The following is a 20,602-nucleotide window of genomic DNA, read 5'->3' as shown; positions in this document are numbered from 1 at the left end:
AAAGGAGGAAGAAGGTGTTTTTTATTAATTTTACTTCGCTGAAAATATTAACTTTACATAAAATAATTCTTGAAATGCGATCGAAAGCAATAAACGTATCCAAATATTTAACAGAAATTCCTCAAGAAAGGCAACAAGCTTTTAATAAACTCCGTCAAACTATTTTAGAAAATATGCCAAAGGGTTTCGAAGAATGTATGATTTACGGAATGGTTGGTTATGTTGTTCCTCATTCTATTTACCCAAAAGGTTATCATTGTGACCCAAAATTGCCTTTATCATTTACATCTATTGCATCACAAAAAAACTTCATCGCATTCTATCACATGGGAATTTACATGAATCCTAAACTTTTAGAATGGTTTACAACCGAATTCCCAAAACACAGCAAACACAAACTCGATATGGGAAAAAGTTGCATTCGATTTAAAAAATGGGACGCGATTCCGTTTGATTTAATTGGAGAATTAATGACAAAAATATCTGTTCAAGATTATATAACCGAATATGAATCAATTTTACATAAATAAAAAAAGGAGCTTGAAGCTCCTTTTTTTATTTATGTAAAAATTCTAAAACATTCTTTTCAATTCGTTCATCAATATTTGATATATCAGCTTTTACGAATTTTTCACCTAAAATATTTTCATATAATTCTATATATCTTTCTGAAACCGAAGTAATATATTCCGCTGACATATGTGGAATTTGCTGTCCTTCTTGCCCTTGAAATCCGTTTTCTATTAACCAACGACGCACAAACTCTTTAGATAATTGTTTTTGCTCTTCATTATTGTCTTGTCTTTCCTGATATCCATCAGCATAAAAATAACGCGAAGAATCTGGTGTGTGAATTTCGTCTATTAAAACAATTTTTCCTTCTTTGGTTTTACCAAATTCGTATTTTGTATCTACTAAAATTAAGCCTCGTGAAGTTGCTATTTCGGTTCCACGTTGGTATAAATCTCTCGTGTATTTTTCTAAAACTAAATAATCTTCTTCAGAAACAATCTTTTTTGCTAAAATATCTTCGCGAGAAATATCTTCGTCATGCGAACCATTATCAGCTTTGGTAGTTGGTGTAATTATAGGTGTGGGGAATTTATCATTTTCTTTCAAACCTTCTGGCATTGTTACGCCACAAATTATTCTTTTTCCTAAAGCATATTCCCTAGCGGCGTGTCCTGAAAGATAACCACGAATAACCATTTCTACTTTAAACGGATCACACAAGTGTCCGACAGCCACGTTTGGATCTGGTGTTGCAATTAGCCAATTTGGAACAATATCTTGTGTGAGTTCCATAAACTTAGTGGCAATTTGGTTCAGAATTTGTCCTTTATATGGGATTCCTTCTGGTAGAACAACATCGAAGGCGGACAATCTATCGGTGGCAACCATTACTAAAAGCTCATCGTTTATGTTGTAAACTTCTCTGACTTTGCCTCGGTAAACTGATTTTTGATTTGGGAAATTGAAATTTGTAGTTGTAATTGTGTTCATTGTGTAGTTGTGTGTATTTTTGCAAAAATAGGAAATTACAACTACATTTTTAATATTTTTTTGAAGTAATCTATTTCAAAACAGAACGCCTTATTATACTATTAAATAGTCTGTAACCTAATATCCTACGGAGAAAATTCATTGCATTGGCGTCGAAACCAATCGTGAATCGTTTGAATCTTCTTGGTGGATTTTCGGCAATACTCAACACTTTTTGAGTGATTGTTGGCAATAAATCTTTATTTTTAGCTGTTTTTTTATGTAGAAGATCCGTAATTTTATCCATTAAATCATTATAAGATTCTATCGTTGATCTTTCAGATTTTGTGACATTTTTCTGAAAATCAGTTTTTGCATTTCCAAACTGTATTGTACAAACTTTGATATTAAAATCAATCAACTCATAAGCCATACATTCTGAGAAGCTTTCGACTGCTTTTTTTGTTGAATGATAAAAACTTCCCAAAGGCAAATTGACCAAACCTGCAACCGAAGATATATTTATAAACAATCCTTTATTTTGTTCTCTAAATACAGGAATAAATGCCCTGCATACTTTTACGACTCCTAACCAATTGATGTCTACAATACTTTTTATCTTATCATCTTCAGATAATTCGACAAAACTTCTGTAACCAACACCAGCGTTATTTATAACAACATCGATGGTTTTATATTCTTTTAATAATTCAATTTTAGTGTTTTCAATAATTTCGGTCGATGTAACATCTAAAACATAACACTTAATATTTGGCAAACCCATTAGCTCTTTACCGTGATCAAGGTGAATCATAGTTGCAATAACATTCCAACCATTTTTAGAAAAATGCAAGGTTAGTTCTTTACCTAACCCGCTTCCTGCTCCAGTAATAAGTACATTTTTCAAAATTGAATGTTTTTAGTAAGTTGGTAAAACTACATAAAATAAAATTTAATATTTAGTTTTGATGAAAATTAAGGAAGTTTCCAATAATTCGATTCAAATTCTAATTAGCCCCGATTGAAGCGGAAATCCTTTTTTCTCTTTTTTGTTTTAACGAAAAAAAGATTAAAGCGAAAAGCGGGAATTGCGTTTGCAAAAAGTCCCAAGCCTTTCGCTTCAAAAAAAACTTTATAATCTTAGTAATTTAATCAGTATTTTCGATCTGTTTGTATGCATCAATTACTTTTTTAACCAACCTGTGACGAACAATATCTTTGTCATCGAGGTAAACAATACTAATTCCTTCGACATCTTTCAGCACTAAAATCGCTTCTTTAAGTCCTGAAATGGTTCTTCGTGGCAAATCTACCTGACCAGGATCGCCTGTTATCATAAACTTGGCGTTTTTCCCCATACGAGTCAGGAACATTTTCATTTGCGAATGGGTAGTGTTTTGGGCTTCGTCGAGAATTACAAAGGCATTATCTAACGTACGACCACGCATAAATGCTAATGGTGCAATTTGAATAATTCCTTTTAGTATATAGTCTTCGAGGGTTTGTGGTGGCAACATATCTCGCAAAGCATCATATAATGGTTGCATGTACGGATCAAGTTTTTCTTTCAAATCTCCTGGCAAGAAACCAAGATTTTCGCCTGCTTCGACCGCTGGACGCGTTAGGACAATCCGTTTTACTTGTTTTTCTTTCAATGCTTTTACGGCCATAGCAACACCCGTGTAGGTTTTTCCAGTTCCTGCTGGTCCTACGGCAAAAACCATGTCGTTTTTATTGATACAATCAACCAATAATTGCTGGTTTGGCGTCATCGCTTTAATAAGCTTTCCTCCTATTCCGTGAACCAAAATTTTGTCACTGTCTGCCATTTTTTGTTCTTCTCGAGAATCGTTCAGAATAACCCTATCAATAACATTGGCATCAATAGTATTGTAACGTGTAAAGTGAACCATGAGTCTGTTGAAGCGTTTTTCGAATTCGTCGAGCTCATCTTTTTCGCCAAAGGCTTTTAAGGTTGTTCCTCGCGCTACTATTTTTAGCTTCGGATAGTACCTTTTAATTGTTTCTAAATGAGCGTCTTGTGCACCCCAAAATTCTTTGGGAGCAATGTCGTGTAATTCAATGATTCGTTCGTTCAAAAGCAGGAAGATTAAATTAAAAAAATAAGTTAGCTTTGCATATCTCAAATTTAATAAATTTAGAGGAACGATTACAGAATAGTTATAAACAAAAAGATGTCAATAATTACGCTTACTACTGATTTTGGCTTGAAAGACCACTTTGTTGGTGTACTAAAAGGCAAGTTAATTTCGGAATACCCTGAGGTTCAAATCATTGATATTTCTCATCATGTAGATTTGTTTAATATATCCGAAGCGAGTTATATTATAAATGCTTCTTATAATAGCTTTCCTAAAGGAACTGTACATTTTATTGGCATTGATAACGAACGAACTACCGAAAACAAACACATTGCCATACAATGGAACAATCATTTTTTTGTTTGTGCCGATAACGGAATCTTGAGTATTCTTACTCAGAAAATTGTACCACAAAAAATGGTCGAAATCAACATTCATAACCGTTTGCCTGATGGTTCGACTGATTTAGATGTCTTTGTAAAAGTAGCTTGTCATCTCGCAAAAGGTGGTTCGCTAAATGTAATTGGCAAAGAAATTTCAGTTATAAAAATTGTAAACGAATTGCAAGCTGTCGTTGCTTCCGATTCAAATAGTATAAAAGGTTATGTAGTTTATGTAGATCATTTCGGGAATTGTGTTACTAATATTTCGAAAAAAATGTTTGCCGAAATTGGAAATAATCGCAATTTTGAGATTAAATTTGGAACCAAAACCATCAAAAAAATACATGCTAATTATTCTGATTTTAAAGTGTCTGAAAAGTACACACTGAGAGATTATGAAGGCGAAAAGTTAGCTCTTTTTAACGAAGCTGGTTTTCTTGAAATTGCCATTTATAAAAGCAACCCCAAAACAGTTGGTTCAGCTAAATCATTATTGGGACTGAAATATCGAGATGTTGTAAATGTTGTATTCAGTTAAAAAAATCCTAAATCGAAAATCCTAATTCCTAAATTCTTATGTTTGTACGTATAGTAAAATTAAGTTTTCACGAAGAAAATATTCCAGCTTTTCTAGAAAATTTCGAATTAATGAAAGAAAAAATACGAAATGCCGAAGGAAATCGTTTCTTAGAATTATACCAAGACAAAAACAACAAATGTATTTTCTTTACCTACAGTTATTGGGAAACCGAGCAAGATTTAGAAAATTACCGAAACTCAGAATTATTTTATGATGTTTGGACATTTACCAAAAAATTATTTAACGACAAACCAGAAGCTTGGAGTGTAGATAAATTAGTTTCTTTAGAATAGTTTAGAAGTTTAGGAGGTTTAAAAGTTTAGTTTGACTCTCAACTTCTAAACCTTTTAAACCTCCTAAACTTCTAAACTCCTAAACCTTCTAAACTTCTAAACCTTTTAACCCTTTTAAAAAATGAAAGCCATATTATTTAAAGAATTCCGTTCCTTTTTTGGTTCGCCCATCGGCTACTTAGTTATTGCCATCTTCTTACTGCTCACTGGATTGTTTTTGTGGGTTTTTGAAGGTGATTACAATATCTTAAACTCAGGATTTGCAGACATGACACCGTTTTTTACCATTGCGCCTTGGATACTTTTATTCCTGATTCCTGCTGTTACCATGCGTAGTTTTTCGGATGAGAAAAAACAAGGAACTATGGAACTTCTATTAACAAAACCATTATCACTTTGGGAAATCGTAAACGGAAAATTTCTGGGTGCTTTTTTATTATTAATAATCGCAATAATCCCAACATTAGTATATGTTAAAGTGATTTATGATTTGGGTTTACCTCAAGGAAATATCGATTTTGGAAGCACGTTAGGTTCGTATTTTGGCTTATTATTCCTTATGGCAACTTATACTGCTATTGGGATTTATACTTCCACTTTATCAGACAATCAGATTGTAGCTTTTATTGTTTCGGTGTTTTTGTGTTTTGTCCTTTATTATGGTTTTCAAGGCATTGAAAATTACAAGATATTTGGCGATTTTGGCAAAATAATTGAATCATTTGGAATGGATTATCATTACAAAAGCATGAGTCGTGGCGTGATAGACACTCGAGATATTCTTTATTTTGTGAGTATAACTGTACTATTTTTGTCGTTTACCGTTTATAAATTAAAATCCTACAAATCGTAATGATACCAGTTAAGAAAAAGAAAGTTAAGATATTATTACTTACTATTGCTACTATTCTTGTTGTAAATGGCATTGGAAGTCAATTTTTTCATCGTTTCGATTTAACGCATGACAAACGTTATACTTTGTCTGAAACGTCATTAAACATTATAAAAAATGCCAAAGAACCATTGTATATCGATGTTTTTTTAGAAGGTAATTTCCCGCCCGAATTTAAACGTTTACAAAACGAAACAAAACAAATTCTTGATGAGTTTAAGGCTTATAATCCTAATATAGTTTATCAATTTGTAAATCCTTTAGAAAATCCTGAAGAATCCGATGCTATAATGGAATCCTTTGTGCAACGAGGATTAACACCTATAAAAATCACGGTCGATGACAAAGGAAAGCAATCGCAAGAAGTAGTTTTTCCGTGGGTAATTGCTACATATAAAGACAAAAGCACCAAAATTTCTTTATTAAAAAACAAATTAGGAGCCACGACTGAACAAAAAGTAGTCAGTTCTGTACAACATTTAGAATATGCTTTTGCCGATGGTTTTCATAAAATAACAACTAAAAAACAAAAGAAAATTGCCGTTATAAAAGGTAAAAATGAATTGCCTGATATTTTTAAAGCCGACTTTTTGCAATCGGTTCGGGAGAATTATTTTATTGCACCTTTTCCTTTAGATTCGGTTTCTAAAAATCCCGTACTTTTTGCAAAAGCATTAAAGACCTTCGATTTAGCCATTATTGCCAAACCAAAAGCTGCATTTTCTGACCAAGAAAAACAAATTTTAGATCAATTTATCATCAATGGTGGTAAGACATTATGGTTGGTAGAAACCGTAAATATTGATATGGAAAGCTTAAACAAAACGGGATCTAGTTTTGCATTTCCTTTCGATTTGGGTTTAAACGATATGTTTTTTAAATACGGATTCAGGATAAATCCAATGTTGGTAAAAGATATTCAATGCGCACCTATTTCGTTAGCATCTGGAAACAAAGGAAACCAAACGCAATACGAGAAATATCCTTGGTATTTTGCGCCGTATATTTTTTCCGAAAGTAAGCATCCAATCGTAAATAATATTGATGGTGTAAAATTAGATTTCACCAATGAAATTGATACTTTGAAAAACGGAATCAAAAAAACAATTTTATTACAGTCTTCTATTTATTCAAAAAAAATAGGAACTCCTATTGAGATTGATTTGAAAATGGTAAATGAAAAACCAAATCCACAAGACTTTCAGCCAGGAAGTATTCCTGTTAGTATTTTGCTAGAAGGGAATTTTTCTTCGGTATTTGAAAATAGAGTTTTACCTTTTGACGACGCTAGTTTTAAAGCCAAAGGAAAATCCTCTAAAATGATTGTAGTTTCCGATGGTGATATTATCAAAAATCAACTTGATGAGAAAGGACAACCGTTAGAATTAGGTTTCGATAAATGGACGAATAAAATGTATGCCAACAAGGAATTTTTGATGAATTGTGTCAATTATTTACTCGATGACAACGGACTTATTAACATTCGCAGTAAGGAAGTCGATTTACCATTATTAGACAAAGAAAAAGTAGCTGAAAACTATACCTATACCCAATTGCTAACCGTCGGATTACCATTGGTTTTATTACTGTTTTTTGGAATTGTGATTACTTATTTAAGAAAAAGACAATTTGGTCGTTAGTTGTTGATAAAAATGTTTTCAATACTGATTAGTTTACGATATATTTGTAAAAAATAATAAAGTTCTGAAATTCAGAACAGAAGAATTTAAAAAAAAAATGATGAAGTTTATAGTATCAAGCTCCTATTTATTAAAACAATTACAAGTTTTAGGAAACGTTATTAACAGTAGTAATACGTTACCTATTTTAGATAATTTCCTATTTGAATTAAAGAAAAATGAATTATTAGTTTCTGCTTCTGATTTAGAAACTACCATGTCAGCTTCACTTACTATTGATTCTACTAGTGAAGGAAGCGTTGCTGTTCCTGCAAAATTATTGTTGGAAATACTAAAAACATTCCCAGAACAACCACTTACATTTACGGTTGAAGAAAATAATACTATCGAAATTAGCTCACAATCAGGAAAATACGCTTTGGCTTATGCTCCAGGAGAAGAGTTTCCAAAATCAGTGAACCTAGACCAACCATCTAAAACAATTGTTCCTGCCGAAGTATTATCGACAGCAGTTAGCAAAACAATATTTGCAGCTGGAAACGATGATTTGCGTCCAGTAATGTCTGGTGTGTTTTTTCAGTTTTCACCAGAAGGATTAATTTTTGTTGCTACAGATGCACATAAATTAGTAAAATATGCTCGCACCGATGTAAAAGCATCGCAAGTAGCAGATTTTATTATGCCAAGAAAACCTTTAAATATTTTGAAAGGAATCCTTGCTACTTCAAACGAAGAAGTAACTATCGAATATAACGATTCAAATGCGACTTTCTCTTTTGATAATTACATTTTAACTTGTAGATTAATTGATGGAAAATATCCTAATTATGAAGCAGTTATTCCAAAAGAAAATCCAAATAAATTGATGATAGACAGAACACAATTTTTAAGTTCTGTGCGTCGTGTAGCGATTTTCTCTAACAAAACAACACACCAAATTAGACTTAAAATTGCAGGAACAGAATTAAATATTTCTGCTGAAGATATAGATTATTCAAACAAAGCTGAAGAACGTTTAACTTGTGATTATCAGGGTGATGACATGCAAATAGGTTTCAACTCACGTTTCTTATTAGAAATGTTAGGTAACTTACAATCTGATATGATTATGTTAGAAATGTCTATGCCAAACAGAGCGGGAATCCTTACTCCTGTTGATGGTCTTGACGAAGGCGAAACAGTTACTATGTTAGTTATGCCAGTAATGTTGAATAATTAGATTTTTAGACTAACTTAGATTTTTAAATAAAAAAATGTTCAGCAAAAGCTGAACATTTTTTTGTTGAATACTCAAAAATTTGCAAAACTTTATGACATTCGACTTTACAACTTTATGACTTTATGAAATACTCTCAATAAGTTTGTTTAGCTTGTCATTATTGATAGGTTTTGATATAAAATCTTTGACTGTCGAAAATGATTTAGATTTCTCTATATCATTTGTATCGATAGAAGAAGACATAATGAAAACATTTAGTTTTTCTTTATTGGGTAATTTTTCAATTTCTTCAAGGAATTGCCAACCATCTATAACCGGCATGTTTATATCTAATAAAATGATGTTTGGAAACGTATTATTTTTATTTGAAAGAATTTTTAGAACTTCTTCTCCATTTTTAAAATCGAGAACTTGATCAAAATTTTCATTCCTGTCTAGTATTTTTTTTAATACAAAAACAAAAATATTATCGTCATCAATAATATATGTTAGATTTACTTTTCTCATACAAAATACATATTAAAAGTAGTTCCTTTATCTAATTCGCTTTCTACTTCTATTCTTCCTCCCATAGATTCTATATGGTTTTTTACCATAAATAAGCCCAATCCTACAGCATCTGGATTTCCGTGAAAAGTTTTATACATTCCGAAAATTTTATCTTTATTTTTTACTAAATCTATTCCTATACCGTTATCTTGAATTGTTAGTCTTGTTTCGCTCTCCATTTTTTTAGCTTTTATATCTATAATTGGATTTTGAGAAGGTGATTTATATTTGATGGCATTGGTGAGCATATTAAAAATTATACTTTCTAGGTAGGATTGTGTCGCAATAATTTCGATTGTATCATCTATTTGTATGTTTATCTTGGCTTCATTTGTAAGAATAATAGCATTTATTCCTAAAATTGCTTTTTCTATTTCGGCTTTTAAATTCAGTTTTATTTTTTCGTTTTTTTCTCCACTTTGAACGGCTACAGTTTCATTTAGATAAAAAATCGTGTCTGAGAGTTTGTTTGTGCTTTGTTTAAGCATATCGAAATATTCTTTCTGCTCCTCTGGATCATTTGTTTCTTCAAATAAATCGAGAATCATACTTAAATTACTCGTGTGCGAGCGTATATCGTGCGAAACGATATGGGTAAACTTTATTAATTTTTCGTTTTGTTTTACTGTAATCTTATATAATCTATTTTTCTCTTTTTCGGCTTCTTTTCTGGCAGAAATATCTCTGGTTATGACAATATATTTAGAATACTTACCGTTTTCGTCATATATAATATTTGCGGAATCTTCACGCCAATGATATAACCCGTTTGCGTCTTTAAACCTAAATTCATATTTAATCTCCGGTATCTGTTTAGACAAACTATCAAAAATATAAGGCCTTACAATATTTAAATCATCCAAGTGAAAATTATTAAAAATATCATCGATAGTAAAATTCGCGTAATCCTCTTTAGAATATTGCAATAATCTAGTATAAGAAGGCGAAACGTAGGTAAGTTTTCCGTTCTCAATTACTACAACTCCATCGGAAGTGTTTTCGGTAATTAATCGTAATTGTTTCTCACTTTCTATGAGTTTATTTTCTATTTGCTTGCGTTCGTGAATATCTCTAGAAATAATAATATATTTAGAGTATCTGTTATTTTCATCTTTCTCGTCATATATAATGTTAGCATAATCCTCACGCCAATAATAATCTCCTGATTTTCTTTTAAATCTGAACTCACATTTAAAAGAGGTTAACTTATTTTTGAGATTATGATCTATGGTTTTTTTTGCCCGGTCTCTATCTTCCGGGTGCATTTTTTCAAAAATCTGATCCGCAGAAATACCAATTAACTCGTCTGCTTTGTATCCCATAAATTTAGCATACGAAGGAGATACATAGGTTATTTTCTCATTTTCCATAATAACAAAACCATCAGAAGAATTTTCTGTTATTAACCTAAGTTGGTATTCGCTTTGTCTTAGTTTTTCTTGATTTTCATTCAGCCTTTTTTCAGCTTTTTTTCGTTTTTCCTCTTCAAGTGCCAAACTTAAAAAATCGGCTAATGATCTTGCAAATGACACATCATTTTCACTCCAAACTCTTGGTTTGTCACAATGTTCACAACATAAAACACCATGGAATTTTCCATTTTTTCTAACAGGAATGTCCAACATATCTGTTATTCTTAACGGAATTAGATAATCATCTACAAGCTCGGAAGTACTTTCGTTTGTTAGAGCATCATCGGCAATAATTGCAGTTTGACTCTTTATTGCTTCAATATATTTAGGTAAATCTCTAGTATTAAGTTTTTGATCCTTTGTATGTGAATTTTCAATTTTATCAAACAAATCCTTACATACTAATTGATTTCCTTCTATTTCCCAATAACTTGCTCTATCTATTGTAAGTCCTTTGATGGCAATTATTGTTATGTAATTTATTTTTTCTTTTATACTTAAATCGATTGTCTTCGCATATAGTTTTATTAACAATCTATTTTGTAAATCGATTGCTTTTTGCTTCTTTATAATTTCTAGTTCCTTTTCTTTTTCTTGAGTAATATCTCTGGCAATAGTTACCGCTCGAAATGCATGACCAGAAACATCATAGTGAATATTCATAATGTCCTCACGCCACATGTATTGTCCATTTTTTTTTCGGCATCTAAATACATATTTTGTTGAAGGTAATTTTTTGCTTGCAGCACCATAAATAATATCTATAACTCTTTTCTTATCATCTGGATGTGTGAGTTCAAACATATCAATACTATGACTATTTCTTTTTTCTTCTTCAGATAAACCTAACATTTCAAGATAAGTTGAAGAAGCAAAAACTAGAACTTCATTTTCTATAATATATATTCCATCTGAAATGTTTTCTGATATAAATTTGAACCTGTCTTGGTTTTCCAGCAAACTCTTCTCAGCAATTCTTTTTTCATTTTCTTCAAGAAGTAAGCTTAAAATATCTGTTATTGATCTTGAGAATGAAATATCATTTTCAGACCATTCCTTAGTACTTGTATGCTCACAACATAAGGTTCCTATTAATTTACCGCTTTCTCGAATAGGTAAACCAAGCATGCTTTTTATGTTTAATGGGACTAGATAATCCTCTTTTAAATCGTTTGTGAGTTTGTTTTCTTGAGCATCGTCAGCAACTATTCCAATTCCTTTTTGAAGTGCATCAAAATAATTAGGCATATCAGTTTGTAACAATTCTGATTGTGATTCAAATGATTCCTTTTCAGAATTGAATAAAATTTTGCAAACTAACTTATTATCTTCAAACTCCCAAATACTGGCTCGAGAAATCCCCAAACCTGAAGCAACAGACTTTGTTATTGCTTTATGCAAATTTTCTAAAGAATCAAAATTTGAAAAAGATGATTTATAAAGCTCTAAAAGAATTTCAAATTGTTTTAGAGAAAAATTATTATCCATAACCAAAATGTGCTTTCTAATTATAATATATGACTAATATACTACATTTTTAATTTAAAATGCCTTTTTTCCGACGAAGTACACTTATTTATTGATGAATATTAAGTTTAAAGAATACCTTTGCACAAAATAAAACAAAATGGCATCATTCGAGCAGTTTAATCTTCCAAAATCGGTACAGAAAGCATTAGACGAATTAAAATTAACAACACCAACGCCTATTCAGGAAAAATCTTTTTCTGTAATTATGTCTGGTCGCGATATGATGGGAATTGCACAAACAGGAACTGGTAAAACTTTTGCTTATCTTTTACCATTATTAAAACAATATACATTTACAAATACCAATACACCTAAAATTGTAATTCTTGTTCCAACCCGTGAACTTGTAGTTCAAGTTGTAGAAGAAGTTGAAAAATTGACAAAATACATGTCGGTTTCAACCCTAGGAATATATGGTGGTGTAAATATAAATACACAAAAAAAACAAGTTTATGAAGGTGTCGATATTCTCGTAGGAACACCCGGACGTGTAATGGATTTAGCACTTGATGCGGTAATTCGTTTCGATGATACTCAAAAATTAGTGATTGATGAGTTTGATGAAATGCTAAATCTTGGATTTAGAGTTCAAATTACTTCGATTCTCGCCATGTTAAGAACCAAACGTCAAAACATACTATTTTCGGCTACAATGACTGATGAAGTTGATGCAATTCTGAACGATTATTTCGATTTTCCAGAAGAAGTTTCACTAGCGATGTCTGGAACTCCTTTAGAAAAAATTGAACAATTATCGTATAATGTTCCTAATTTTAATACCAAAGTTAATTTACTAAAACATTTACTTCATACCAATAAGGAAATGTCTCGTATTTTAGTCTTTGTAAACAATAAGAAAATTGCCGATATGCTTCACGAAAGAATTGAAGCAGATTTTCCAGACCAGTTTGGAGTAATTCACTCTAATAAATCACAAAATTATCGTCTAACCACGATGGCGACTTTCCAAGAAGGCGAATTGCGAGGCTTGATTACTACCGATATAATGGCGCGTGGTCTAGATATTTCAAACATTACACACGTTATAAATTTTGAAGCACCTGAACTTCCAGAGCAATATATTCATAGAATTGGAAGAACAGGTCGGGCTGATGCTAGCGGAATTGCAATAAGTTTTATTGCACCTCGTGAAGAAGAAATAAAATTTGGTGCCGAAGTTTTAATGGGTAAAGAAATTACAATTCTAGATTTACCTGAAGAAGTCGAAATTTCAAAACTGCTTATTGGTCCAGAAAAAGAGAAAGAAGTGGTGAAATTTTTACTTAAAAAAGTGAAATTAGAAGGTGGTGCTTCTCATCACGAAAAATCAGAAAAAAACAAAAAAGTAAATTTAGGTGGACCATCTAAAACGAAGAAAAAAACAGGAACTTCTGTCAATAGAAATATTTTAAAAACTAGAGCGGCAAAGAAGAAGAAAAAATAATTATCTTTGATAAATCATTCAAAATAAATGCAATTCAAACATCCAGAAATTCTCTATTTCCTTTTTTTATTGGTTATTCCAATTCTGGTGCATTTATTTCAATTAAGGCGTTTCAAAAAAGAGTTTTTTACCAATGTAAAATTCTTAAAAGAACTTTCCATTCAAACCCGAAAAAGTTCTAAAATAAAGAAATGGTTATTACTAGCCACACGATTATTGCTACTTGCGTTTCTTGTTTTTGCCTTTGCACAACCTTTTTTTAAAGCAAAAGACAGCGAAAATACAAACAACGAATTGTTTATAGTTTTAGACAATTCTTACAGTATGCAAGCCAAAGGTCAGAAAGGAGAATTGCTAAAACGAGCGGTTCAAGATTTATTAGAATTTGCGCCTAAAAACAGTAATTTTTCGGTAATTACCAACGATGAAAATTATTGGAATACCAATATAAATGCTATCGAAAAAGATTTACAAAATCTAAAATATAGCGCTATCCCGTTTTCATTAGAAACTGCTTTAACAAAAATTAAATCCCGAAAAACCTTTGTAAATAAGGACATTGTCGTCATTACCGATGGGATTGGAATGAACAAAAACCATTTAAAAAGAAATGCTGAAAAAGACAAAACTTATTTCATCATTCCCGAAGCAGAACAACTCAAAAACATCGCCATTGATAGTGTTTATTTAGCCCAAACCTTAGATGATTTTTATGAAATATCAGTTCAGTTTTCTTCTAATTTTGATGACGCAAAAGCGATTCCGGTTTCGGTTTACAACCAAAAAGATTTAATTGCTAAAACAATTTTGAATCTCAAAAAAAACAAAGAAACCATCAATTTTACAATTCCAAAAGCAGATTTTAATGGTTATGTAAGCATCAATGATAATAGTTTGGCTTTCGATAATACTTTATATTTTTCTATTTCCGAACCCAAAACAACGAATGTTCTAAGTATTGGTGTAACCGAAAAAAGTGATTTTTTATCTAGAATTTATACAAAACCAGAGTTTAATTATTCAAATTCATTAATTTCTACTTTAGATTATAGCCAACTAAACAAACAAGATGCCGTTGTACTAAACGAATTAGATAATATTCCCGTGGCTTTGCAAACCAATTTGAAATCGTTTGTTGCCAAAGGCGGAAATGTTGTTTTGATTCCGTCAGAAAAAAATGAAATTTCAAATTTGAATTCATTTTTAAATAATTTTGGAGGAATTCAGTTTTCAAATTTTCAAAATCAAGAAAAGAAAATCACTAAAATAAATTTTTCTAATCCATTATTTTCAAATGTTTTTGAGAAGAAAATTACCAATTTTCAATATCCAAATACGCTACAATCTTTTGTGATAAAAAGTAATGCATCACAAGCAATAACTTACGATGATCAAAGTGCTTTTTTAACATCAATACAAAAACAAATGGGTTCATTATTTGTTTTTTCGGCTCCTATAAATAAGACAAATAGTAATTTTCAGAATTCGCCACTCATTGTGCCTACTTTTTACAAAATGGCAATGAATAACAATAAAAATGGTGTGAAATATGAAACTATTGGCAACACCAATCCATTTTTAATTACAGCAAATACAACCAATAACGAAATTATTTCTATAAGAAATCCTTTGGAAGAGTTTATTCCATCTCAACAAGTTATGAGCGATAAAATTAAAATTTCTTGTGCTGACAATCCAACTTTAGCAGGTAATTTTGAAGTCATTCAAAGCAAAAAAAATATTGGAAACATTAGTTTTAATTTTGACAGAAAAGAAAGTAATTTGACGCTTCCAAGTGACGAAACTTTAGCCGATTTGAATGTTATTTCTAACATTGAATCCTTTTTTGACACGATTCAAATAAACAGAACCGATAGCCAAATTTGGAAATGGTTTCTTATTTTTACACTATTATTTTTACTCCTTGAACTATTTATACAAAAATTTGTAAAATGAATTTAATACTCAAAGCCGCACGAATTATCGACACTAAAAATCCATGGCATAATAAAATTGTGGATATAAAAATTAGTAACGGAATTATCGAAAAAATAGCTTCAAATATTGAAAATACCGAAGGTTTTGAAGAAATAAAACGCGATAATTTACACGTTTCTCAAGGTTGGTTCGACACGAGTGTTTCCCTTGGCGAACCTGGTTTTGAAGACAGAGAAACCATCACGAATGGCTTGCAAGTAGCCGCAAAATCTGGATTTACAGCAATTGCTTTACAACCCAACTCCTTCCCTATTTTAGACAACCAATCGCAAATAAATTTTGTAAAACAAAAAGCAAACGGTTTTGCTACCGAACTTTTCCCACTTGGAGCGCTAACTCAAAAAAGTGAAGGAAACGATTTGGCCGAACTATTTGATATGAAAAATGCTGGAGCAATAGCATTTGGCGATTATAACAAGAGTTTAGATAATGCCAATTTGCTAAAAATAAGCTTACAATATACCCAAGATTTCGACGGATTGGTTATTGCTTTTTCGCAAGATAACACCATCAAAGGCAAAGGAATGGTTCATGAAGGTATCGTTTCGACAATGTTGGGACTGAAAGGAATTCCGTCGCTTGCAGAAGAATTAATCATTGCAAGAAATCTTTTTATACTAGAATATACAGGTGGAAAATTACATATTCCAACTATTTCTAGTGCAAAGTCTGTGGCTTTAATTAAGGAAGCTAAGGCCAAAGGATTACAAGTAACTTGTAGCGTTGCGGTACATAATTTGATATTAACGGATAAAGAAATTGAAGGTTTTGACACACGTTATAAAGTTTTGCCTCCACTTAGAACTGAAGAAGATAAAAAAGCATTAATCACAGGAATTCTAGACAATACAATCGATTGTATTACATCGGACCACAATCCGATTGATATTGAAAATAAAAAAATGGAATTTGACAAAGCAAAATACGGAACCATTGGTTTAGAAAGTGTTTTTGGTACTTTACAAACCATTTTGCCTACGGAAATTATTGTCGAAAAATTAGTAAGTGGGAGAACAATATTTGATCAAGAAACGGCTTCAATAATTGAAGGACAAAAAGCAAATATTACTTTATTTAATCCAGAAGGAGAATCAACATTTACAGAAGGAAATATCTTATCAAAATCTAAAAATTCAGCTTTTCTTGGCACGAAAACAAAAGGAAAAGTATACGGAATATACAATCAAAAAAAAATAGTTTTAGCATAAAAATGGAAGAAAAAAAAGACGGAAAAACGGCAGCAATATTAAGTTATATTATTTTAATTGGTCCATTAATTGCCTTATCGATAAATTCGGAAAACAAAAATAATTTTGCATCATTTCATATCAGACAAGGATTGGGAATCACTATTCTTTTTGTAGGTTTAGGATTGATTATATCAAATTTTAAAAACGATATGATTCTCATTTCGATGTGGATATTTGTTTCAGTTTTGAGTATGTACGGCATGCTAACAGCGGCAAAAGGAGAAATGAAACCCATTCCTCTTTTGGGAAATTATTTTCAAAAATGGTTTAAAAATATATAAAAAAATGACTTTACATCACCTCGTTAGAGAACCAAAAATAAAGCTTGAAAAAAATCCATTACTGTTATTACTTCACGGTTATGGTAGCAACGAAGAAGATTTATTTTCATTTGCATCAGAGCTACCCGACCATTATTATGTAATTTCGGCTCGCGCGCCTTACGATTTGCAATTTGGAAGTTATGCTTGGTATGCCATTAATTTTGATGCCGATGAAAAGAAATTTTCAGACCTAAATCAAGCTCGAAGTTCTCGAGATGTAATTGCTAATTTTATTGATGAATTGGTAGCTAATTATCCTATTGATGCTAATAATGTGACCTTAATAGGTTTCAGTCAAGGTTGCATTTTGAGTTATGCTGTGGCTTTATCTTATCCCGAAAAAATGCAACGAGTAGTCGCAATGGGTGGTTATTTTAATACCGAAATTGCTAAAGAAGGTTTTGAAAATAATGATTTTTCTAATATTAAATTTTTCGCTTCTCACGGCTCTGTAGATCAAGTGGTTCCTGTTGATTGGGCAAGAAAAGCTAAACCTTCATTAGATAATTTAGGAATTGAAAACGTGTATAAAGAATATCCAATTGGACATGGAATTTCGCCACAAAATTTTTATGATTTCAAAAATTGGTTGGAAATAAATTAAAAAAAAGGACTTCAAATGAAGTCCTTTTTTTTATTGTTGTGGATACATGACCGTTTCGGCAGTTTCAAAAGTAACGGAGCCATCTTTTTCTAAAAAGTATTTTAAGATAACTTCTCCCCAGTTGGAATCGCCAGTAAAATCGGCAATAATCCATCGGTGGTTTAAGAAACGTACTTTATTAATCACCATATTATCATAAGGAATTAATTTGTTTCCCGTAGGATTCGAGTTCATATCCATTAATTTTTCTTTTACTTGCGGCATCAATTTCTGAACGTCGTAGCCTTCTAAATAATCTTGCGCTTTCTCATCGTAAGCCAAAGAAAAATAATCGCCATCTTCTTTTTCAGCTACAATTTTGGTAATACTATCAGTCATTTTTACCTTAAATTTTTCAGCACGATTTTCATCAAAATTGAACTTTTTTGTCGAATACATGTATTGAAAAATATTCAATAATACCGAAAATATTAATCCGTATAAAACTAGTTTTTTCATTTTTTAAATATTAATTATTAAATTATCATAAGCCAAAAACACATTTTTAGGTAATTTTTTTTGCACTTCTTCATGAAACCCAAAAGTGTGACTGATGTGTGTTAAATAAGTTTTTTTTGGTTGCACAATATTAATAAAATCTAAAGCTTCCTGCAAATTAAAATGGGTATTGTGAGACTCTTCTCGTAAAGCATTTATTACCAAAACTTCAAGATTTTTAAGTTTATTTATTTCCGAAGTTTCAATGGTTTTTACATCAGTCAAATAAGCAAAATTATCAAAACGATAACCAAAAACCTGCAAATCTCCATGCATTGCGTTTATAGGAATAATTTCTCTTGAATCGATTTCAATCGAAACATTATTTTCAACTTCAATAGGAAAAACTCCTGGCGAACCTGGATATTTATTTTCGGTTTCAAAAATATAATCGAAACGTTTCTTTAGGTTTTTCAAAACTCGTTCATGTCCGTAAATAGGAATATTTCCTTGTTTGAAGAAAAAAGGTCGGATATCATCTAAACCTGTCGTATGATCGGAATGTTCGTGAGTAAATAAAATGGCATCAATTTTCGTACAATTCGAAGTAAGCATTTGTTGTCTGAAATCTGGCCCACAATCTATTACAAAAGAATTATTATCCCATTCTACCCAAATTGAGACCCGCAAACGCTTGTCTTTTTGGTCTTGACTACGACATACAGGATGGTCGCTACCAATAACAGGAATGCCTTGTGAAGTGCCAGTACCTAAAAAATAGACTTTCAATTAAAATATTTTTCACAAAAATAAAGATTATTTTTATGTAAAGCTGTCTAATTTATTAACTTTGTAAAGTATTTACCCCAAGTATGAGAAATTCAGAAAACGAAATTACGCTAAAAGGAGACAAAGTTATTGAACAAATACCGTCAACAACTGATAAAGCTTTGCGTATCAACCTTAACGATAATATTTACGGAACCTTTGCCGAGATTGGTGCTGGACAAGAAACGGTACGCCATTTCTTTAGAGCTGGTGGTTCTTCTGGTACGATTGCAAAAGCAATGTCTGCCTACGATAAAGATTTTAGTGATGCCATATATGGTATCGAAGATGATGGTCGTTATGTTACCGAAAGTCGTCTAAAAAAGATGCTATCTCATGAAAGTGAACTGATGGAGCAACGACTAAAACGTGACAAACATCCTACAAAAATGTTTTTTAGTTATGCCAATACTGTTGCTACAATAGATTTTGCAAAACAGTTTAAAGGTCACGGTTGGGTAGGAATTAGGTATCAAATTGAGCCTGATGAAGCTTATAACGAAATATTACTTCATATCAGATTTAAAGAAACTGATGCGAAATTGCAACAAGAAACTTTAGGAAAACTAGGCGTAAACCTAATATATGGTGCATTTTACAAATACAATGACCCAAAAAGATTGTTGCGTTATTTGTATGATCATATAGATAATGACCAATTAGAAATAGATACCATCAATTTTTCAGGACCAAGATTTGCCGATGTTGATAACCGATTAATGAGTTTACAATTGGTAAAAAATGGTATGACCGATGCTGTAATGTTCGATCCAACAGGAAAAAACATCTTGCCAGCAGCAGTTTTATACAAAAAAAACATTTTGGCATTGCGCGGAAGTTTCCGTCCTGTGACAAAAGTAAATATGGACATGTACGAGAAATCGTTGCAAATGTTTGTAGATGGCAATAAAGTAAAAAAAGAAAACACTTTGGTTATTTTCGAAATCACACTTTCCAATCTTCGTTCAGATGGCGAAATTGATGAAAGAGATTTTATGGATAGAGCCGAATTACTTTGTTCGCTAGGACAAACAGTTATGATTTCTAATTTTCAAGAATACTTTAAAGTAGTCGAATATTTCTCTTCTTATACAAAAGCAAGAATGGGACTAGCACTAGGTGTAAATAATCTAATTGATGTTTTTGATGAGAAATATTACCGACATTTGAGTGGTGGGATTCTAGAAGCTTTTGGTAAATTATTTTACCGAGATCTAAAAGTTTTCCTATATCCTATGGAAGATGAAGATGGTAATGTGATTAATTCGCAAAACCTAAAAGTACATCCTCGCATGAAAGAATTATACAAATTCTTCGCTTACAACGGGAAAGTAACCGACATCACCGATTTTGAAAGAGAAAATCTTAAAATTTTCTCTCGCGAAGTTTTCAAAATGATTAGTCAAGGAACACCAGGTTGGGAAAAAATGTTACCCGAAGGAATTGCCGATCTTATTAAGAAAAACCATCTTTTTGGCTATGATAACAATAAAATTTTAATAGAAGCTTAAAAAAATAGAACAATATGAATGAATCCTGAATTGTGAAAACAGTTCAGGATTTTCTTATTAATATGAGTATATTTGGTTGCAGAAA

Annotated in this window: 19 protein-coding genes; 12 read left to right on the top strand and 7 right to left on the bottom strand. The window is 31.4% G+C overall.

All coding sequences use genetic code 11. From position 1 onward, the window contains the following. On the top strand, positions 1–530 hold a 530-nt coding region (locus tag ACH2BG_RS05905), incomplete at its 5' end, for a DUF1801 domain-containing protein (RefSeq protein WP_395046790.1). Between the two features lie 25 nt (positions 531–555). Here ACH2BG_RS05905 and ACH2BG_RS05900 read toward each other — a convergent pair. The 3 genes from ACH2BG_RS05900 to ACH2BG_RS05890 form a co-directional block, all read right to left on the bottom strand. Further along, a complete protein-coding gene (locus tag ACH2BG_RS05900) occupies positions 556–1,503 on the bottom strand; it encodes a phosphoribosylaminoimidazolesuccinocarboxamide synthase (RefSeq protein WP_395046789.1) in 948 nt (315 codons plus the stop codon). Positions 1,504–1,573: 70 nt separating this feature from the next. Next, positions 1,574–2,389 carry an SDR family NAD(P)-dependent oxidoreductase gene (locus tag ACH2BG_RS05895; protein ID WP_395046788.1) on the bottom strand — a complete coding sequence of 272 codons (816 nt, stop codon included), beginning with the start codon at positions 2,387–2,389 and terminating at the stop codon, positions 1,574–1,576. A gap of 241 nt (positions 2,390–2,630) precedes the next feature. Beyond that, a complete protein-coding gene (locus tag ACH2BG_RS05890; RefSeq protein ID WP_395046787.1) occupies positions 2,631–3,581 on the bottom strand; it encodes a PhoH family protein in 951 nt (316 codons plus the stop codon). Positions 3,582–3,677: 96 nt separating this feature from the next. Here ACH2BG_RS05890 and ACH2BG_RS05885 point away from each other — a divergent pair, with 96 nt between their 5' ends. The 5 genes from ACH2BG_RS05885 to dnaN all read left to right on the top strand — a co-directional run bounded on the left by ACH2BG_RS05885 (position 3,678) and on the right by dnaN (position 8,591). Then, the gene (locus ACH2BG_RS05885; protein ID WP_395046786.1) at positions 3,678–4,505 is read left to right on the top strand and encodes an S-adenosyl-l-methionine hydroxide adenosyltransferase family protein; all 828 of its coding nucleotides are present in this window, start codon (positions 3,678–3,680) and stop codon (positions 4,503–4,505) included. Positions 4,506–4,543: 38 nt separating this feature from the next. After that, complete coding sequence (locus ACH2BG_RS05880; RefSeq protein WP_395046785.1) at positions 4,544–4,840, top strand: putative quinol monooxygenase; 297 nt, start codon at positions 4,544–4,546, stop codon at positions 4,838–4,840. 121 nt (positions 4,841–4,961) lie between these two features. Continuing rightward, complete coding sequence (gldF, locus tag ACH2BG_RS05875) at positions 4,962–5,693, top strand: gliding motility-associated ABC transporter permease subunit GldF (protein WP_395046784.1); 732 nt, start codon at positions 4,962–4,964, stop codon at positions 5,691–5,693. After that, the gene (gene gldG, locus ACH2BG_RS05870) at positions 5,693–7,372 is read left to right on the top strand and encodes a gliding motility-associated ABC transporter substrate-binding protein GldG (protein ID WP_395046783.1); all 1,680 of its coding nucleotides are present in this window, start codon (positions 5,693–5,695) and stop codon (positions 7,370–7,372) included. Before gldF ends, gldG begins: the two co-directional genes overlap by 1 nt. 100 nt (positions 7,373–7,472) lie before the next feature. Next, positions 7,473–8,591, top strand: a complete 1,119-nt coding sequence (dnaN, locus tag ACH2BG_RS05865) for a DNA polymerase III subunit beta (RefSeq protein WP_395046792.1) — start codon at positions 7,473–7,475, stop codon at positions 8,589–8,591. A 120-nt stretch (positions 8,592–8,711) separates the two neighbouring features. Here dnaN and ACH2BG_RS05860 read toward each other — a convergent pair whose 3' ends face one another. After that, positions 8,712–9,098, bottom strand: a complete 387-nt coding sequence (locus tag ACH2BG_RS05860) for a two-component system response regulator (protein WP_395046782.1) — start codon at positions 9,096–9,098, stop codon at positions 8,712–8,714. Next, on the bottom strand, positions 9,095–12,040 hold the full coding sequence (locus tag ACH2BG_RS05855) for a PAS domain S-box protein (protein ID WP_395046781.1): 2,946 nt from the start codon (positions 12,038–12,040) through the stop codon (positions 9,095–9,097). The genes ACH2BG_RS05860 and ACH2BG_RS05855 overlap by 4 nt, the downstream gene beginning before the upstream one ends. A 139-nt stretch (positions 12,041–12,179) precedes the next feature. Here ACH2BG_RS05855 and ACH2BG_RS05850 point away from each other — a divergent pair, with 139 nt between their 5' ends. Genes ACH2BG_RS05850 through ACH2BG_RS05830 form a run of 5 tightly spaced genes read left to right on the top strand, consistent with a single transcriptional unit; the run spans position 12,180 to position 17,701 of the window. Beyond that, a complete protein-coding gene (locus ACH2BG_RS05850; RefSeq protein ID WP_395046780.1) occupies positions 12,180–13,526 on the top strand; it encodes a DEAD/DEAH box helicase in 1,347 nt (448 codons plus the stop codon). Between the two features lie 27 nt (positions 13,527–13,553). Continuing rightward, positions 13,554–15,482 (top strand): BatA domain-containing protein, encoded by a 1,929-nt coding sequence (locus ACH2BG_RS05845; protein WP_395046779.1) that lies wholly within the window; start codon positions 13,554–13,556, stop codon positions 15,480–15,482. After that, on the top strand, positions 15,479–16,732 hold the full coding sequence (locus tag ACH2BG_RS05840; protein ID WP_395046778.1) for a dihydroorotase family protein: 1,254 nt from the start codon (positions 15,479–15,481) through the stop codon (positions 16,730–16,732). Before ACH2BG_RS05845 ends, ACH2BG_RS05840 begins: the two co-directional genes overlap by 4 nt. A gap of 2 nt (positions 16,733–16,734) precedes the next feature. Beyond that, on the top strand, positions 16,735–17,055 hold the full coding sequence (locus tag ACH2BG_RS05835; protein WP_395046777.1) for a DUF4870 domain-containing protein: 321 nt from the start codon (positions 16,735–16,737) through the stop codon (positions 17,053–17,055). A gap of 4 nt (positions 17,056–17,059) precedes the next feature. Continuing rightward, entirely contained in the window at positions 17,060–17,701 is a 642-nt protein-coding gene (locus ACH2BG_RS05830; protein ID WP_395046776.1) for an alpha/beta hydrolase, read from the top strand. 30 nt (positions 17,702–17,731) lie between these two features. Here ACH2BG_RS05830 and ACH2BG_RS05825 read toward each other — a convergent pair whose 3' ends face one another. Both ACH2BG_RS05825 and ACH2BG_RS05820 read right to left on the bottom strand, forming a co-directional pair. Then, positions 17,732–18,199 (bottom strand): hypothetical protein, encoded by a 468-nt coding sequence (locus tag ACH2BG_RS05825; RefSeq protein ID WP_395046775.1) that lies wholly within the window; start codon positions 18,197–18,199, stop codon positions 17,732–17,734. Positions 18,200–18,202: 3 nt separating this feature from the next. Next, positions 18,203–18,967 carry an MBL fold metallo-hydrolase gene (locus ACH2BG_RS05820; RefSeq protein ID WP_395046774.1) on the bottom strand — a complete coding sequence of 255 codons (765 nt, stop codon included), beginning with the start codon at positions 18,965–18,967 and terminating at the stop codon, positions 18,203–18,205. Positions 18,968–19,050: 83 nt separating this feature from the next. Between ACH2BG_RS05820 and ACH2BG_RS05815 the strand changes: the two genes are divergently transcribed. Next, the gene (locus ACH2BG_RS05815; protein WP_395046773.1) at positions 19,051–20,517 is read left to right on the top strand and encodes a TonB-dependent receptor; all 1,467 of its coding nucleotides are present in this window, start codon (positions 19,051–19,053) and stop codon (positions 20,515–20,517) included. Positions 20,518–20,602: the final 85 nt, after the last annotated feature.

Origin of the sequence: Flavobacterium sp., assembly GCF_043779715.1 — a bacterium.
Classification (GTDB): Bacteria; Bacteroidota; Bacteroidia; order Flavobacteriales; family Flavobacteriaceae; genus Flavobacterium.
Note: the sequence above shows the minus strand (reverse complement) of the source record. Positions and strands in the feature narration are given on the sequence as shown.

Coding starts and splice junctions, on each gene's coding strand:
- ACH2BG_RS05900 (WP_395046789.1), bottom strand. CDS start 1,503: ATGAACACAATTACAACTACAAATTTCAATTTCCCAAATCAAAAATCA.
- ACH2BG_RS05885 (WP_395046786.1), top strand. CDS start 3,678: ATGTCAATAATTACGCTTACTACTGATTTTGGCTTGAAAGACCACTTT.
- ACH2BG_RS05880 (WP_395046785.1), top strand. CDS start 4,544: ATGTTTGTACGTATAGTAAAATTAAGTTTTCACGAAGAAAATATTCCA.
- gldF (WP_395046784.1), top strand. CDS start 4,962: ATGAAAGCCATATTATTTAAAGAATTCCGTTCCTTTTTTGGTTCGCCC.
- gldG (WP_395046783.1), top strand. CDS start 5,693: ATGATACCAGTTAAGAAAAAGAAAGTTAAGATATTATTACTTACTATT.
- dnaN (WP_395046792.1), top strand. CDS start 7,473: ATGAAGTTTATAGTATCAAGCTCCTATTTATTAAAACAATTACAAGTT.
- ACH2BG_RS05860 (WP_395046782.1), bottom strand. CDS start 9,098: ATGAGAAAAGTAAATCTAACATATATTATTGATGACGATAATATTTTT.
- ACH2BG_RS05855 (WP_395046781.1), bottom strand. CDS start 12,040: ATGGATAATAATTTTTCTCTAAAACAATTTGAAATTCTTTTAGAGCTT.
- ACH2BG_RS05850 (WP_395046780.1), top strand. CDS start 12,180: ATGGCATCATTCGAGCAGTTTAATCTTCCAAAATCGGTACAGAAAGCA.
- ACH2BG_RS05845 (WP_395046779.1), top strand. CDS start 13,554: ATGCAATTCAAACATCCAGAAATTCTCTATTTCCTTTTTTTATTGGTT.
- ACH2BG_RS05840 (WP_395046778.1), top strand. CDS start 15,479: ATGAATTTAATACTCAAAGCCGCACGAATTATCGACACTAAAAATCCA.
- ACH2BG_RS05835 (WP_395046777.1), top strand. CDS start 16,735: ATGGAAGAAAAAAAAGACGGAAAAACGGCAGCAATATTAAGTTATATT.
- ACH2BG_RS05830 (WP_395046776.1), top strand. CDS start 17,060: ATGACTTTACATCACCTCGTTAGAGAACCAAAAATAAAGCTTGAAAAA.
- ACH2BG_RS05825 (WP_395046775.1), bottom strand. CDS start 18,199: ATGAAAAAACTAGTTTTATACGGATTAATATTTTCGGTATTATTGAAT.
- ACH2BG_RS05815 (WP_395046773.1), top strand. CDS start 19,051: ATGAGAAATTCAGAAAACGAAATTACGCTAAAAGGAGACAAAGTTATT.